Genomic DNA, 16,341 nt, shown 5'->3' on the forward strand with positions numbered 1-16,341 from the left:
CGCATTGTCTGGGTGGGCAGCAACGCCGAGGCTGAAGCTTATCGAAGCTCGGCAGAGCGTGTGCTGAATCTCCAGGGCATGACCATTATCCCGGGGTTTATTGATGCGCACGGTCACTTCCCAGGTTCCGGGCTGACCGAGTTTGCCGCAGATCTTAATAGTCCCCCTATTGGCGATGTGAAAAGCATTGGTTCACTGCAGTCGAGACTTTCGGCGTTTGCCGATGCAAACCCCGATGGCTGGATTCTCGGTATTGGCTATGACGATAGTCTGTTGGCGGAAAAACGCCATCCAACCCGCGAAGATCTCGATGCGGTGTCGAAAGATCGTCCAGTCTACATCCTCCATATTTCCGGCCACATGGGCGTTGCAAACACTGCGGCCTTGGCGCTGGCGGGTATCGATAACACGACGCCCGACCCTGAAGGTGGTGTCATTGTTCGCGATAGTAGCGGCACCGCCACTGGTCTGTTGAAGGAAACGGCTGGCACCCAATTGCAAACGCTGGCTATGGATTTTTCGGCGATAGATTTCATGGAAATGATCGATAGCGCCGCAGCGGAGTATTTACGCGTTGGTGTTACAACTGCCCAGAGTGGAGGGGTCGACAGCAGGATGCTCTCGGGGTTGTCGCTTGCTTCTAAATTGCGGCGTATTCCGCAACGTCTCGAACTCTGGCCCATATGGCAGACGGTGGGCGAGGCACTCGTTGCGGGTGAAATGAAACTTAACCCAAAGCCAAATGACTACCTTTCTATAGGCGCGATAAAAATCATTGCCGACGGGAGTATCCAAGGCTATACGGGTTATCTGTCGCAGCCATATTTTCATCCGCATCACGGCGATGAAGATTATCGAGGGTTTCCTGTGGTGCCGGCACAGCAGCTGGCTGAGCAGGTGTTGGCAGCTCATAGTGCAGGCTATCAGCTGGCGATTCACGGTAATGGGGATGCGGCCATCGATATGATTCTCGATGCTATAGAAAAAGCGCAGCAGGCGGTTCCGCGTGAGGATGTCCGGCACATCATTGTCCACGCGCAAATGGCGCGACATGACCAGTTGGCGAGAATGAAAAACTTGGGTGTAACGCCGACGTTCTTTTCGGCCCATACTTATTACTGGGGCGATCGCCATCGTGATATTTTTATGGGGCCGGAGCGAGCAGCGCGCATGAGCCCAGCACGTTCGGCGCAAGCGTTAAATCTGCGCTATAGCATTCATCTGGATACACCTGTGGTGCCAATGAATCCTATGCTGCTGGTGTGGAGTGCGGTTAATCGCGTCAGCGCTTCGGGCGCCGAAATTGGGCCTGAGGAAAAGGTGTCGGTCAGCGATGCACTTGCCGCGACGACAATCGACGCAGCGTGGCAGATTCACCGTGATCATGAGTTGGGCTCGCTGACAGCCGGAAAACTGGCGGACCTTGTGGTGCTCGACCGCAATCCACTGACGGTGCCCGCGTTAGCGTTACGTGACATTGAGGTCGAACAGACCTATGTTGGCGGTCGCCTTTATTATCAGCGATAGAACCGACCGCCAGTATGCATAGGTTAAGGTTGGGTTTGCGCTGTACCGTTACTGATTCGGCCACTCAGAAAATACTGCGCGTTTAACACACCGTGCACTTCATCTAGTCTGATCTGCAGCAGGTCGATAAAAGAATGCAGTTCTTTCTGGTTGAAGACACTGATGTCGGTGTCTTGAAGCAGCATTTTTACCTGGTTGACACGCGCCATCGGCTTTTTCGGTTCTGGTAACTTTTCCATGCAGCGCGCTAATTGGTCAACGCAGAATAGAATAGAGCGGGGGAAAATGTCGGATTTGAAGAGGAAGTTCACCACATCCTCACGACGTACCCGAACATGCATGGTTTGCCGGTACATCTGGTAGGCGGTGAGCGATTTCAATACGCTCATCCACTGAATATTTTCAAACGAGCGTGATTCGAGGAATTCTTCGGACAACAGGTTAGCTGAGCGCACATCAATAATACGTGAGGTCATATCCGAGCGTTCGATATTGCGACCCAAGCGTAAAAACACATAGCCCTGATCGCGATTCACGGTGCCCGACAGCAAGCCGACGATCGTCTGACTGCGCAGAATGATCTGATTGAGGTAGGCATAGCGGCCCCGCTTGGAAAGCGCGGGGCCTAGCTGGTCTTTAGCGTAGTGGCTCAGCGCATTGATCTGTTCCCAGGCCTCGCGCGGAATGACGTCACGTATGGTGCGGGCATTTTCCCTAGCGCCGTTCAATGAGCTGGCGATCGACACCGGACTGCTGGGATCGCCAATCAGGTACTTCATAGCCGTGCGTTCTTCAAAATTGTCGTAATGTTCATCGTAGACGGCGCGGGTGCCGGTAATGTCGATCAAGGGTTCCCAACCCACGGTCGTTTTCTTCGGCAAATCCAGTATGAGATTGCCGTTCACGTTGATCAGCCGTGCCATATTTTCAGCACGCTCCAGATAGCGCGCCATCCAGTAAAGTGTTTCCGCGACCCGGGCAAGCATTATTGGTTGTCCTCAACGATCCAAGTGTCTTTACTGCCTCCGCCCTGTGAGGAGTTCACTATCAGCGAACCCGGGCGAAGCGCGACACGGGTTAATCCTCCAGTGGTCACGAAGGTCTCCTGGCCACTGAGAATAAAGGGCCTGAGATCTACGTGCCTTGGTTCCACGCCCTGACCCACCATTGTGGGTACGGTGGACAGGCCCAGCGTGGGTTGGGCGATATAGTTGCGAGGCGATTTTTTGATTAGCTTGGCAAACATCGCGCGTTCTTTTTTGGTGGCTCTGGGGCCAATCATCATGCCGTAGCCGCCAGATTCATTGGCAGGCTTTACCACCAGTTCATCGAGATGATCGAGCACATAGGCGCGCTCTTCCGGATACATGCAGCGATAGGTGGGCACATTGGGAATCAGCGCTTCTTCGTCCAGATAGTAGCGAATGATTTCGGGCACAAAGGCGTAGACAACTTTGTCGTCAGCCACGCCGGCACCGGGTGCGTTGGCCAGTGCTACCTTGCCTTTTTTCCAGGCGCGCAAGAGTCCGGGAACACCGAGCATGGAGTCGCTGTTGAAGGCCTCAGGGTCAAGGAACAGGTCATCTATGCGACGGTAAATCACATCTACGCGTTGCATGCCTTCGACGGTGCGCATGTAAACACAGTCGTCTTTTTCCACAATCAGGTCACGACCTTCCACCAGTTCGCAGCCCATTTGTTGGGCGAGGTAGGCGTGTTCGAAATAGGCAGAGTTGTAAATGCCCGGTGTCAGCACCACGATTTCCGGTGATTCGGCCTTGCGTGGAGAAATGGCCGTGAGCGTGTCGAACAGCTGCGAACAGTAATCATCTACTGGCAGAATGCTGTATTCATCGAACAGTTCGGGAAAAACCCGCTTCATTACGGAGCGGTTTTCAAGCATGTAAGAAACGCCGGATGGCACGCGCAGATTGTCTTCCAGAACGTACACCGTGCCGCTGGCATCGCGCACAAGATCCGAGCCGCAGATGTGAGCCCAGATATTCAGAGGGGGTGATACGCCTTCACATTCTTTGCGATAGTTGGCCGAGCCTTTTAGCAATTCAGCGGGAAATACACCGTCTTTGATAATCTTTTGGCCGTGGTAAAGATCGTGTATAAACAGATTGAGTGCTTGGACGCGCTGCTTAAGGCCGCGCTCGATAACGTCCCACTCAGACTTGGGGATCATGCGTGGCAGTATGTCGAAGGGCCAGGCGCGATCTATCGAACCTTCCTCTTCGGTATATACGGTAAACGTTATGCCCATTTCCTTGATGGAGAGATCCGACAAGGCCTTGCGGGTTTCCAGTTCTTCGTCGCTGTGCTTTGCCAGATATTTGGTCAGCATGCGGGCGTACGGACGCGGCCGACCTTTGCGGGCAATCAGCTCGTCAAAGAAATCATTTGGATCGTAATCTTTCCAGCTAACCGCCATATGTCTTTCCCCAGTTGCTGATTATTCGATTTGTCTTGCCACGTCTACTGAGACCGACAAGGTATGCGCATCGCCACCGTAGATAACACCCTTTAAAGGGGATACGTCAGCAAAATCTCTGCCAAAACCAAGCATAATGTGCTGTTCGCCGACCATCAGGTTGTTGGTGGGGTCGAACTGCATCCAGCCGTAGTCTGGCATGTATACCGCAAGCCAGGCATGTGACGCATCCGAGCCTTCCAGCTTTTCCTCGCCGGGTGGCGGCAGGGTTTCCAAATAACCGCTGACATAGGCAGCAGGCAACCCCATCGCACGCAGACAGGCAATGCCGAGGTGGGCGAAGTCCTGACACACTCCGTGGCGGTTTTTCAATACATCTTCCAGCGGTGTGGAAATGGTGGTGGATTGTGGGTCGTATTTGAACTCAGTAAAGATACGCTGGTTTAAATCCATCACCGCATCCAGCAGGGGACGCTTTGGCTGAAAGGAGAGCTCGGCATATTCACGAATGCCCAGTGTTTCCGGAATCAGTGGCGAATTGAGAATGTATTCTCGTAGCTCTAGCAGATCACCATTGCGGCTCGACTGGATGGTGTCGCGCACATATTCCCAAGTGTGGTCACGATAAAACAGCCCGTCTTGTGAGTGGTCCGACACCTGAACTTCGCTCTGTACCGTGACTACCAGCTCCCGGTGCGGTGTGAGTATGTCAAAGCTGGTGACCTGGTTGCCGTAATAATCTACGCGGCTATGGGTGACTTCAGGCGCAGGGGTGATGGTGAACTGGTTTTTACTGCAGCTCTGGTGGGCATTATTCAAGGGCGTAAGGCGAGCTTCGTTGAAGCACATGCTTACCTGACTGCTGTAACGATAATGGGTGGTGTGTTTGATTTTGTATTTCAAGGCACCACCTCGTCGGTGTTGGTTTCCAGATTAGTGGGGGCCAGTTGTCGCGCACCAATGGTGTGCGTGAAATATTTTCGGTGCAACAATTCGGACACTTTCTCCAGTCGCTGGTCGACGTGTCCCAGTAAGCGCGCTAGATTTTTACGCGTGTTTGTTTCTTTGTTGATGACGGCCAGTTTTTCAACTTCGGCCAGCCTGACATCTGTTTCAGTCTGCAGCATAAGACGCTGTTCACGGCTCAGCTGATGCGCCAACGCTTTATCCGGCTGGGGCAGCTCTTTAAGGAGATCCTGCAGACGATCAATCTGGTAGGCCAGCGATCGCGGGTGTCGAATATCCAACACCATCAGATCAAATACGGTAAACATGTGCTGCACATAGCGGTAGCGGCGGCGATGGGCGATCATGCTTTCGTGATTGAATAGGGTGGCTTCCAACAGCAGGTGTTCAACCACTTCATCGACGGGTTCTACAAAGTTTGTCTGCAGGAATTTGGAGAGTTGCAGGCCGCGTTCCAGGCGACGACCGGTATTCATCAGCACCCAGCCGTCTTCGTGAGGCATACTTTCCGCGGTCTGTGCGTGAAAGGCCATCAACGCATCCATCAGGCTGTCGAGATCTGAACGCATAATGGCAAAGGGTGAACGTTTGCTGCTCACTTTCTGCAATATTTCTTCGATATCGTCGATGATGCGCCAGGTATCCACAGACCAAAGGTCACGCACGCTGTAAGCGGTCTGCACCATGGATTGCAGCGTTCCCATCAGGCTACTGCGCTGCTCCTGATTCAGCACCATTTCCATAATCTGGCGGCGCGGGCTAACACCTTTGCTATCTCTGGCTTTGTCAGCGGCGGCAACGGGATTGGCGTAGCTGATCTGCGTCATTGTCAGCAGCAGGCGATCAAGGACAATGCGGTCGGATTCGTCACGGTAGTCGTCCACATCAGCCAGTTTGGTCAATGCCGTGCGGGCCAGTCGCAACAATCCCTCGGCGCGTTCAGCGTAGCGTCCCAACCAAAATAGATTCTCACCTGAGCGAGAGGCGAGCACACCGCCACTGCGTAGCAGCGTTTCCACCTGTGTGGTGGTGGTAGGCCACAGGCTGCTTTGGTGAACTGGTTCAGAGGCGATTATCCAGGTGTCTTTCGACAGGCCGCCAGCCTGGTTGGAGACAAACAGGGAATCTTCATCTTGCGCCACCCGAGTGAGCCCGCCTGGCATCACATCGTAGTCGCCTTCGTGGGCTGTCAGGAAGCTGCGCAGCAGTACTCGACGCGGCACAATTTTACCCGCTCGCAAGGAGGGCGCTGTTGAGCAGGTCAGGATTTGCTGACCGACAAAATCAAAAGGCCTCGCCTTGATGCGGTCCTTCAGTGCTTCGAGCTGTTGTGTCGTTAGACTGCTGCCGAATATGGACGGGCTGCTGCGGTCAATGGGTTTTATAACGAGCTTGTTCAGATTGGCGAGCACATAGTCGCGTTCTTTTTTCTGGCCGCACCACCAGGTGGCTGCGGATGGCAGCAGAATTTCTTCGCCGAGCCACTGGCGCGCAATATTGGGCAGAAAAGGCAGTAACGCAGGGCTTTCCAGAATGCTGGAACCGAGCGGATTGGCAATAACCACATTACCTAGGCGCGCCGCCTGCAGCAGGCCCGGCACTCCGAGGTGGGAATCCTCGCGCAGTTCCAGTGGGTCACAGTAAGTATCGTCGACACGCCTGACAATGATGTCGACCTGTTTCAGACCGTCCAGGGCCTTCATGAATACTTTGCCGCCGCGCACGGTCAGGTCGTCGCCCTGAACCAAGCTGTATCCCAAATAAGAGGCAAGATAAGCGTGTTCGAAATAGGTTTCGTTGTGCGGCCCTGGGGTAAGAATGACCACGCGAGGGTCGTCTTTGCGGTCAACCATGAGCTGCGCCAGCATGCTGCGCACCCGGCGAAAGAATATGGATAAGCGGTGCACCTGGCTTTGCCGAAATTCTTCTGCCATCAGACGAGTCATCACCATACGGCTTTCCAGCGCGTAGCCGCTGCCGGAAGGCGCCTGAGTGCGATCGCCCAGCACCCACATGCGGCCGTCTGGGCCGCGCGCCAGGTCGGCGGCGTAGAGCATCAGCTGAGGCATGTCTTTGTGCAGGATGCCGTCACAGGGCCGCAGGAACTGGCGTTGGGAATACAGGATTTCCGGAGGAATCAGCCCCTCGCGAATCAATCGGCGCGGACCGTAGATATCGCGCAGAATCAGGTCAAGCAGGCGCGCACGTTGGCGCAAGCCGTTGCTGATGGCAGTCCAGTCGTCACCGCTCATGACCAGGGGCACTGGGTCGAGTTGCCAGGTGCGTTTCTGGCCTACTGGATCACTGTAGATATGGTAGGTAACCCCATTTTCCCGCAGTAGGCGGCGGGCGTCTGTGCGGCGGCGTTCCAGCTCTTTATCGCCGAGCGCGCCGATGCCCTGCATCAGGTGCTGCCAATGGGGGTCAACCTGTTTGTTTTCCGCGTCCCACATTTCATCGTAGCCCGCCAGCCCTTGCGGGTAGTCCGCCAGAAAAGCATTGAGAAAGGGCGTGGCAGCTGGGTCGGCTTCCTGTTCCGTCGTGCTAGCCATGAAATGTGAGACCCAAAACCATTGAAGTGACAATCATTATAGCTACTCAGCCCAAGGTCTGTCGTGGTCGGCGCAGATCAAGGGTGTGGGGATATTCACGATTGATTTCTTCCACCGGAGGTGCCATTGGACCAGGCGCAGTTCCCTGCGGGTAAAAACGCTCTTCCGCGCTGAGGTAAGGGCGCAGCTCGGTAGGCACCTCAAGCGGACCTTGGCTGTGGCCATGCGTCCAGAAACGGCTGATACGGCGTCCCTCGGCTTCGTAAGCGTTGACGGGGAAGTTGTCGTAGCTGCGTCCGCCGGCGTGGTGCACGTGATAGGTGCAGCCACCAATCGAGCGTCCGTTGAAGGTGTCGATAACGTCGAACACCAGCGGGGAATGAATGCCGATGGTGGGGTGCAGTGCCGACGGCGGTTGCCATGCGCGAAAGCGCACGCCGGCAACATATTCGCCCTGGGTGCCGGTATTTTGCAGTGGCAAGCGCCGCCCGTTGCAGGAAACCACATAGCGAGTGTCGCACAAGCCCGTAACGTGCACCTGTAGGCGTTCGACCGACGAATCCACAAACCGTGCCGTGCCGCCGCGCGATACCTCTTCACCCATCACATGCCAGGGTTCAATGGCGGTGCGCAGCTCCAGCTGAATATTGCCGACAGCGACTTTGCCCAGCACGGGAAATCGGAATTCAAGGAAGGGGTCCAGCCACTGTAGCTGAAAGGGGAAGCCGCGCTGTTGCATAAATTCGCACACGTCGCGGATGTCGCTCCACACATAGTGAGGCAGCATAAAACGATCGTGTAACGTGGTGCCCCAGCGCACCAAACGATGGCTGTAGGGTTCCCGCCAGAACAGCGCTACCAGTGTGCGCAGCAGCAGCATCTGGACCAGGCTCATATGTGCGTGAGGCGGCATTTCAAAGGCGCGGAATTCAAGGATACCCAGCCGACCAGTGGCCGAATCCGGTGAATACAGTTTGTCGATGCAGAATTCAGAGCGGTGGGTATTGCCCGAGATGTCCACCAGCAGGTTGCGCAGCAGCCGGTCTACCAGCCAGGGCTGGTCAATTTCACCCTCGGGCATCTGTGAGAAAGCGACTTCGAGTTCATACAGGTTTTCCAGGCGTGCTTCGTCAACGCGGGGTGCCTGACTGGTCGGCCCAATAAACAGCCCAGAGAAAAGGTAGGACAGGCCGGGGTGGTGCTGCCAGAAGGTTATCAGACTGCGCAGCAGGTCGGGTCTGCGCAGCATGGGCGATTCGGCTGGTGTGGCACCGCCCATGGTGACATGGTTGCCACCGCCGGTACCTGTGTGGCGACCGTCGGTCATGAATTTTTCGGTGCCCAGACGGCTTTCGTGGGCCAGTTTGTAGAGGCGTTCGGTGTTGTGCTGCAGCTCTTGCCAGCTTTTCGCCGGGTGTATGTTTACCTCAATGACGCCGGGGTCTGGTGTCACCATAAAGCGCTCCAGGCGTGTATCTCTGGGCGGATCATAGCCTTCCAGAACCACCGGAATGTTCTGCTGGCGAGCGGTTGTCTCAATGGCTGATATGAGATCAATAAAATGTTCTGCGCGGGTCAATGGTGGCAAAAACAGGTGTAGCACACCCTTGCGTACCTGCGCACACAAAGCGGTTTGAATGAAGGCCTCATCGTTGTTTAGCGGTGCACTGGATGGTGTTTTGGGTTGCCCCAGCGCCGCGACCGGCTGGAATAGGCTCAGGGGTTGCGGTTGTTCGCGCTTATCCAGTGGTTCCCAGTGAATAACATTCAGAGGCAGGCGCATGCCAATGGGAGAATCACCTGGCGAGAGATGCAGATGGCCGCGCCTAAACTGCCAGTGACAGCTATGCCAAGCCTGTTTGCGACTATCCCAGGCTAGAGGCAGAACAAAACCGGCGGGGTCAGTCAGCGAAGTTTGCAGGTGCTCGATCAGTGCTTTGCGCTGTGGCTCTTTCTTTAGCTTGGGTGACAACAGGTCGAGACCTTTTGGCAGATTGCCTTCCTGCCACAGGTTGTAGAGCACGTCTTCATATGCCGGCATGACAAAATGGTCCGGCAGGTTGAGATTTCCAGCGAGCCCGGAAATAAAAGCCTGGGCGTCGCCAGTCGTGGTGCCGCAGTCTTGCGTCGGATTGGTGAGCAGATCGGGGTTTTGCCACAGGGCTGCGCCGTCTTTACGCCAGTAACAGGCATATTGCCAGCGTGGCAGAGGTTCACCGGGGTACCATTTGCCTTGACCGTAGTGGCGCAGCCCAACACCGACAAACTCTTTTTCCATGGCCAGAAAAAGTCCGTGGGCCAGGCGCTGCTTTTCGGGGCTATCCGCCGCGGTATTCCATGCTGGGGACTCCATGTCGTCAACCGAGACGAACGTTGGCTCACCACCCATGGTGAGGCGCACATTGCCCTCAACCAGTTTTTCGTCCACTGCCGCACCAAGTGCCTGAATATCGCTCCACTGGCTGGCGTTGTAGGGTTTGGTAACGCGTGGATCTTCGTGAATACGCTCCACGCGGTTGGCAAAATCGAACTCTACTTCACATTTTCCTGTGGCGCCGGTAATGGGCGCCGCGCTGACCGGATCAGGGGTTGCGGCCAGAGGAATATGGCCTTCGCCGGCCAGTAGACCAGAGGTGGGGTCTAGCCCAATCCAGCCCGCTCCGGGGATATACACCTCTGCCCAGGCGTGCAGATCGGTAAAGTCTGCCTCCGGGCCAGAGGGGCCATCCAGTGATTTCACATCTGCGGTAAGCTGCACCAGATAGCCCGACACAAAGCGCGCTGCCAGGCCCAAGTGTCGTAACACCTGCACCAGCAGGAAGGCTGAATCCCGGCAGGAACCAACAGCTCTTTCGAGGGTTTGTTCACATGTCTGTACGCCGGGCTCCATGCGAATAGAGTAGCGAATATCCTGCGATACCAGTCGGTTGATGGCCACCATAAAGTCATTGATGGGCTGCTTTTTCCGATTCACCTTTTTCAGCCATTCGGTAAGCAGGGGGCCTTGCTCGCATATTTCCCGGTAGGGTACCAACTCCTTTGCGAGTTGTTCGCCGTAGGTAAAGGGGAAGTGCTCGGCAGATTCCTCGACAAAGAAATCAAACGGGTTGATCACCTTCAGATCGGCGATCACCTCCACGTCAATCACGAGCTCTCGGGCCTTTTTCGGGAACACCAGCCGTGCCAGGTAATTGCCAAAGGGGTCTTGCTGCCAGTTGATAAAGTGCTCGGCGGGTTCAATCTTCAGCGAGTATGCTTCGATGGGCGTACGGCAGTGCGGAGCGGGCCTTAATCGCAGCACATGGGGGTAAAGCTGCACATCCCGGTCGTAGCGATAACGGGTGTGGTGACGCAGAGCAACTTTTATGGACATGAGAATCCTGTAGCAGCCAGATGGGCGATAGCGCCGAGATGGAAAGCATGCGCTTGAATAGGCAAGATTAAAAGCGATTTTCGGGAAACGTGCATGCGTAAAAATTGCGCCGCGAATCTGCTTGTATTCTTATCTTAGAACAGCCCGGCGTTTTGCGCTGCCAAATACTGCGGTCTGAATCATCGGTGGCTTTCGTTGAGGCAGTACCCGTGCGACACCGCTTCCTCCATGGGGAGACGTACCATGTCGTGGCGGTAGTATCAATCTGTTCATACTATGGTTTAAATTAACGCGCGCCGACTGAGATTCATTGTGCGGCATGCAATGGCAGGAGTTTCCGTCATGAAACAGTCGATAGGGCTGCCCAGCAGTAACTTGGCAGTCTTTTACGCCCAAGGCTTGGGACAGTTGGTCGAAGTCAGCTGTGCTGCTAATACTAAGGCGACGGCGTGAGCGCGCGCAACGCAAGTGCTGCGAAGCCGAACCTGCTGCTGGCCCTGACAGAAGGGCCGCGTACTCTGTTGGATGTCAGCGTGCTCTACTCTTGGCGCTGGCTACCACAGCAATTCTTGCGTGGTGACGGCCACGGTGTTCTGGTGATTCCCGGCTTTCTCGGTGGTGACGGGTACAACCGCATGCTGACCAATTTCTTGTGTGGTCTGGGTTATCAGGCGGTGGGCTGGGGGCAGGGGCGAAACCTTGGGCCGCGCGCGGAACTGCTAGATGGAATGGCGCAACAGGTAGAGCGTCTTGTTGAAAAGACGCAGGGCAAAATCAGTATCGTCGGGCACAGCCTGGGCGGTGTCTATGCTCGGGAGATTGCCCGCGAACGCCCGGAGTTTGTACGTCAGGTTATCAGCCTCGGCAGTCCGATCAATGATGATGGCAGGGCGACCACCCCCTCTGCGCGGCTCTTCCGCCTCCTCAATGGTGAGCCTGACACGGAAAGTTCGCTTCGCTCAACAGCGCCGCCTGTGCCGATTACCTCTGTCTATACCAAAGCCGATGGTGTCGTAGCATGGCAGCAGGCACTGCAGTATGCCGGTCATGAACACTGTGAAAACATAGAAGTCCCTGGCAGTCATTGCGGTCTTACTTGGAACCTGAGTGTTAACCATTTGTTGGCGGATCGACTTTCACAAAATGACGGCGAGTGGCGGCCGTTTGTGCGTCCAGAGAAGTTCCGGTTTCTGTTTCCCGACAACCGTCGGGATCTGCAATTGTTGGGTTTGGGTGGTTAATGATGTCGAAGCGAGCGAAAATTGTTGTTGGCTTGGTTATCTGCCTGATTGGGCTCGCTGTTGTGCTGTATTTCGGCACCACCTATCAGTTAAAGCGCTGGTATCTGGAGGAAGATCCCATTCTTTGGCTGCCAGAAATTCGGGCCTTTGAAGCCAGCGATCGACAGCAGGGTGTTCGCAAAAATGCGATAGTGTTTGTCGGTAGTTCAAGCATCCGATTTTGGGAATCATTAGCCGCTGACATGGCGCCATTACCGGTAATAAAACGGGGTTTTGGAGGGGCTCGACTGGCGGATGTGACGTATTATGTCGATCGTATTGTGGCACCGTACGAGCCTGCGGCCGTGGTCCTTTTCGCTGGCACTAACGATATCGTGCCAGGGCGAAGCAAAACACCAGCCGACATGCTGGCGCGGTACAAGGCCTTCGTGGACCGGGTCTGGGCTCTTCTGCCGGGCACGCCGATTTTTTACATTGCAATCACACCATCGCCAAGCCGTTGGTCGGTATGGCCTGTTGCTCAGGAATCAAACCGGCTGATACGCGAGTTTTCTGACAGCCACATTAATCTGCATGTTATTGATACGAGCAGCAAACTCCTCGGAGCCGATGGGCAGCCAAAAGTGGAAATGTATCGAGCTGATGGCTTGCACCTCAGTGCAGCTGGTTATCGCGCATGGACTGCGTCTGTTCGGCCGTCTCTGCTACAGTGGATGGCAGAGCATCAATACACACAACAAAGTAAATCGGGGGGATAACAATGAAAGACCTGTTTTCAATTGCCGGTAAAGTAGCCGTGATTACGGGTGGCTCACGCGGTATAGGCGCAATGATCGCCAGAGGTTTTCTCGAAAACGGCGCTAAAGTGTATATCAGTGCACGTAAGGAAGAAGAGCTCAACACCACAGCGAAGGCGTTGTCGGCCTTTGGGGAATGTGTGCCGATTGTTGCTGATCTGGGTTCGCAGGCTGGTACAGAGGCTTTCGCCCAAGCCCTTCAGGAGCGCGAACCGCAGATTGATATTCTGGTCAACAACGCCGGCGCCAGTTGGGGGGCGCCATTGGACGATTTTCCGGAGAATGGCTGGGACAAGGTCATGCAGGTTAACGTTAAGTCGATATTCTTTTTGACGCAAAAACTGCTACCGCAGCTGCGCGCAGCAGGGAGTCAAGAAGATCCGGCACGGGTTATTAATATTGCGTCGATCAACGGTATTACTTATCCCAAGCTAACTAACTACTCGTATTCAGCGAGCAAGGCGGCGGTGATTCAGTTGACGCGACACATGGCGGTGGATCTTGCCGGAGACAACATCAATATAAATGCCATTGCGCCGGGCTTTTTTCCCAGCAAAATGACGGAGTATCTGCTCGATGAAGAGGAGGAAACCGCGCCTACTTCCATTCCAAGGCAGCGTCTGGGGCAAGCAGAAGACATCGCCGGTACGGCTATTTACCTGAGTTCCCGGGCGTCAGCGTGGGTCTGTGGACATACGCTGGTACTGGATGGTGGTGCGGTAGCCCAGGCGGGTTGATAGCAGGGTTCAGTAGTAAAGTAGTGGGTGCTTCGCATCCGCTCGCATGACACTATTTAAATCGAGGTCTTCATCCTCGGGATAAAGGATATTGATGGTCAGGCGGGGTTCCGACAGGAATGCCGCAGGGCCAAGTGCGCCAACGGTAGTGCTCACGTTAAAGAAATTCTCTTCACGCCCGTTCACCTGAAGCTGAACGCGAAAGCTTGCCATGGGCTCCATTTTGGCCGCCCGCTGTTTCCAGTCTGGTGGCACCGCAGGGCTTTTCTCCATCTCGTCGATATGCCGTTGGTCTTCGGGGTTGTTGCTGAACAGGGCGGCCTGTTGGCTCGCCATTAGAATGGCCGACAGCGTATTGGCACGCTCGCTGGCGTGCGCCGGGTCAGCGTTGGCAAAAACAAAATCAAAGTTGTTGTCGAGTTTGGCGAGTTCTTCTTCTGGCACCTGCTGAGTGAACAGGCTGACAAACCCTCGGTTCACCATCAGGATATTTGAACGGCTGTCCAGTAGGGTGACTGGTAGAGGATCGAGCGCACGCAGGGTACGAAGCATCGCTTTGCGTAGCCAGTTCATCTCTGGGCTGTGGAAGTCGAGACGGGGTTCTTCCGGCGCAAAACCGGCGGCTATACGCAGATGATTGTGGTCACGTTTCCCCAACCCCAAAGCATCGGCTACCTGCTGTATTAGGGTTTCGCTCGGGCGACATTCTCCGGTCTCAAGACGGCTGACATGGCGAGGTGAACAGCCCAGTCGATAGGCCAGCTCTTCCTGACTGATTTCGTGGACCCTGCGCCAAAACTTGAGGAAGCGGGGAAACGCGAATTCATCCGTTACGAATTTCATCTGGTGTTCTCAGTCCCTTTCCGGTTAATGCCCGTTTGGTTCGATCGATGCCCTGGTGGCAAGTAGGTACCCAATGTTAAGCATAACTAGCTGATTTACAAGCAGAATGACAGGATCTCAAACAACCGACGTGGTACGTCGTGGTAGCTGCTTGTCGGCCCTTGCATAATGCTTTTCATGGATTACTGCGCGTACCCAAGGGCACGCACTATATAACAAGATTACCACGGCTTGCTCAGTGCAGGTTGGGTATACCAGCGGAGAACTCAATAATGCAGCGATCAATTGTTTCTGGTGTGGGGGTAGTGCTCTTCGCGCTTTCCGCACTTCCAGTGCTTGGGGAGACACGGGTTATCGAGGAGGTTATTGTCACGGCGCAGAAGCGCGCCCAGAACCTGCAAGATGTTCCGATCTCTGTGGCCAGTTTTGAGAGTGAATTCTTCAATGACAAAGCCATATCCGACGTTGGCGAGCTGGTGCAGTACACACCCAACGTGAAGTTCAACAATTCGCAGGGTCATTCACCGGTTCTCACGATTCGCGGATTCGGTACTCCCCCGCTCGGGCGAGGACTGGAACCATCGGTGGGCGTCTCGATCGATGATGTTTTCTATGGGCGTGCCAGTTACATCAATGATACCGCCTTTGATATGGCGCGAGTTGAGGTATTGCGAGGGCCGCAGGGAACGCTGTTTGGCAAAAATACAATTGCCGGGGTTTTCAGCTTTACAACGCGTGATCCAGACTTTGATCGAACGGCCTACATCAATTTAGGAACTGCTAAATACGATGAAGTTAAAGTCGAAGGGGCAGCGTCAATCCCTTTAATTGAAGACAAGCTCGCTATGCGGGTAGCCCTGCGTTACCGCGATCGCGATAGCCACCTGTATAACACCGCCCGGGACGAGCAGAACAAGATTGAAGATCGCGGTGGTCGTATCAAGCTCAAGTGGTTTATCGACGAATCCTCTGATCTTCTGCTGAATTTTTGGGCCTCGGAGCATCGTGAGATTGGGCTGATTACGCAGATTGCAAAAGCCAGTGAGCGTTCACGCGACCAGTTTCGAAGTGAGGCCAATGGTGATCCAGAGTTTGAAGATGATCCTTGGAACAATACGACCTCCATGGACAGCGAAACCTTTTCGGATCGTGACACTACGTCAGCAAGCTTCAAGTACACCAAGGGTTTCGGTGACGTTGGTATAGCCAGCTCGTTAGATATGACTCTGATAGGCGGAACCTCTGAATTCGAAGGGCCGTACGCCATCGATGGTGATTTCTCTCCCATCGATTTTATTAACTTTGGTACTCGCGAAGGCGAGCCTAACTTTTACGAGCAGGACCAGTTTGAGTTACGTTTTTCCGGTACAGTGCCTGGCCTGTTTGGTATTGGTCATGGTATTGATTTCGTTGCGGGTGTCTTTACTGCCGAAACTGAGCACGGTGCATCAATATCACAAACTAACGGCGCAGGGTTTGCCGCGTATATCGCCGGCGCCGGTGCTATTTATGATCCACAGTCAGATTTTGCTTTCTTTCCGTCGGTTCCGATTCCCGTGGAGACCATCGAGGATGATGGGCAGGCCGAAACCCTGTTTGCGATCACGCGGGTAGAAACCGAAAGTGTTGCTTACTTTACCCAGTTTGACTGGTTGCTGACCGACACATTCACGTTCACGCTTGGTTTGCGTTATGGTGAAGACAAACGCACGGGTAATATTCTGTCCGGCAAGGAGGGGCTGCCGGGTGCGGGACCGTTTACAACAGGGCAGGAAGATTTCGATGTTACCCTGAAAGACACGGACTACGACTTTACGCCAAAATTCACGGCTACTAGGGAAGAGTTGGAAAACGACACCGTATTCGCA

The 16,341-nt window shown here is 54.7% G+C and carries 11 protein-coding genes; 5 read left to right on the forward strand and 6 right to left on the reverse strand.

The genetic code is table 11. From position 1 onward, the window contains the following. Positions 1-1,527: amidohydrolase (locus ABYP39_RS10975; protein ID WP_372782520.1), on the forward strand; the 1,527-nt coding region annotated here is incomplete at its 5' end. Positions 1,528-1,550: 23 nt separating this feature from the next. Here ABYP39_RS10975 and ABYP39_RS10980 read toward each other — a convergent pair. The 5 genes from ABYP39_RS10980 to ABYP39_RS11000 are packed head-to-tail and all read right to left on the reverse strand — an operon-like array spanning position 1,551 to position 10,855. After that, complete coding sequence (locus tag ABYP39_RS10980; protein WP_372759755.1) at positions 1,551-2,513, reverse strand: alpha-E domain-containing protein; 963 nt, start codon at positions 2,511-2,513, stop codon at positions 1,551-1,553. After that, a complete protein-coding gene (locus ABYP39_RS10985; protein ID WP_372750492.1) occupies positions 2,513-3,964 on the reverse strand; it encodes a circularly permuted type 2 ATP-grasp protein in 1,452 nt (483 codons plus the stop codon). Before ABYP39_RS10985 ends, ABYP39_RS10980 begins: the two co-directional genes overlap by 1 nt. Positions 3,965-3,985: 21 nt before the next feature. Then, positions 3,986-4,867: a transglutaminase N-terminal domain-containing protein gene (locus ABYP39_RS10990; protein WP_372759945.1), complete on the reverse strand. Its 882-nt coding sequence runs from the start codon at positions 4,865-4,867 to the stop codon at positions 3,986-3,988. Further along, positions 4,864-7,482 carry a circularly permuted type 2 ATP-grasp protein gene (locus ABYP39_RS10995; RefSeq protein WP_372782522.1) on the reverse strand — a complete coding sequence of 873 codons (2,619 nt, stop codon included), beginning with the start codon at positions 7,480-7,482 and terminating at the stop codon, positions 4,864-4,866. Before ABYP39_RS10995 ends, ABYP39_RS10990 begins: the two co-directional genes overlap by 4 nt. A 46-nt stretch (positions 7,483-7,528) precedes the next feature. After that, positions 7,529-10,855 (reverse strand): DUF2126 domain-containing protein, encoded by a 3,327-nt coding sequence (locus ABYP39_RS11000; protein WP_372782524.1) that lies wholly within the window; start codon positions 10,853-10,855, stop codon positions 7,529-7,531. Between the two features lie 449 nt (positions 10,856-11,304). On the opposite strand from ABYP39_RS11000, the gene ABYP39_RS11005 reads away from it, so the two are divergent. The 3 genes from ABYP39_RS11005 to ABYP39_RS11015 are packed head-to-tail and all read left to right on the forward strand — an operon-like array spanning position 11,305 to position 13,630. Then, the gene (locus ABYP39_RS11005; RefSeq protein WP_372782526.1) at positions 11,305-12,096 is read left to right on the forward strand and encodes a lipase family alpha/beta hydrolase; all 792 of its coding nucleotides are present in this window, start codon (positions 11,305-11,307) and stop codon (positions 12,094-12,096) included. After that, on the forward strand, positions 12,096-12,854 hold the full coding sequence (locus tag ABYP39_RS11010) for a GDSL-type esterase/lipase family protein (protein ID WP_372782528.1): 759 nt from the start codon (positions 12,096-12,098) through the stop codon (positions 12,852-12,854). The genes ABYP39_RS11005 and ABYP39_RS11010 overlap by 1 nt, the downstream gene beginning before the upstream one ends. Positions 12,855-12,856: 2 nt before the next feature. Continuing rightward, complete coding sequence (locus ABYP39_RS11015) at positions 12,857-13,630, forward strand: glucose 1-dehydrogenase (protein WP_372782530.1); 774 nt, start codon at positions 12,857-12,859, stop codon at positions 13,628-13,630. A 9-nt stretch (positions 13,631-13,639) separates the two neighbouring features. On the opposite strand, the gene ABYP39_RS11020 is transcribed toward ABYP39_RS11015, so the two are convergent. Further along, positions 13,640-14,473, reverse strand: a complete 834-nt coding sequence (locus ABYP39_RS11020) for a helix-turn-helix domain-containing protein (RefSeq protein ID WP_372747887.1) — start codon at positions 14,471-14,473, stop codon at positions 13,640-13,642. A 272-nt stretch (positions 14,474-14,745) separates the two neighbouring features. Here ABYP39_RS11020 and ABYP39_RS11025 point away from each other — a divergent pair. Further along, positions 14,746-16,341, forward strand: a 1,596-nt coding sequence (locus tag ABYP39_RS11025; protein WP_372782532.1) for a TonB-dependent receptor, incomplete at its 3' end; no start/stop codon positions are given.

This window comes from Litorivivens sp. (assembly GCF_041625495.1).
Classification (GTDB): domain Bacteria; phylum Pseudomonadota; class Gammaproteobacteria; order Pseudomonadales; family Spongiibacteraceae; genus Litorivivens.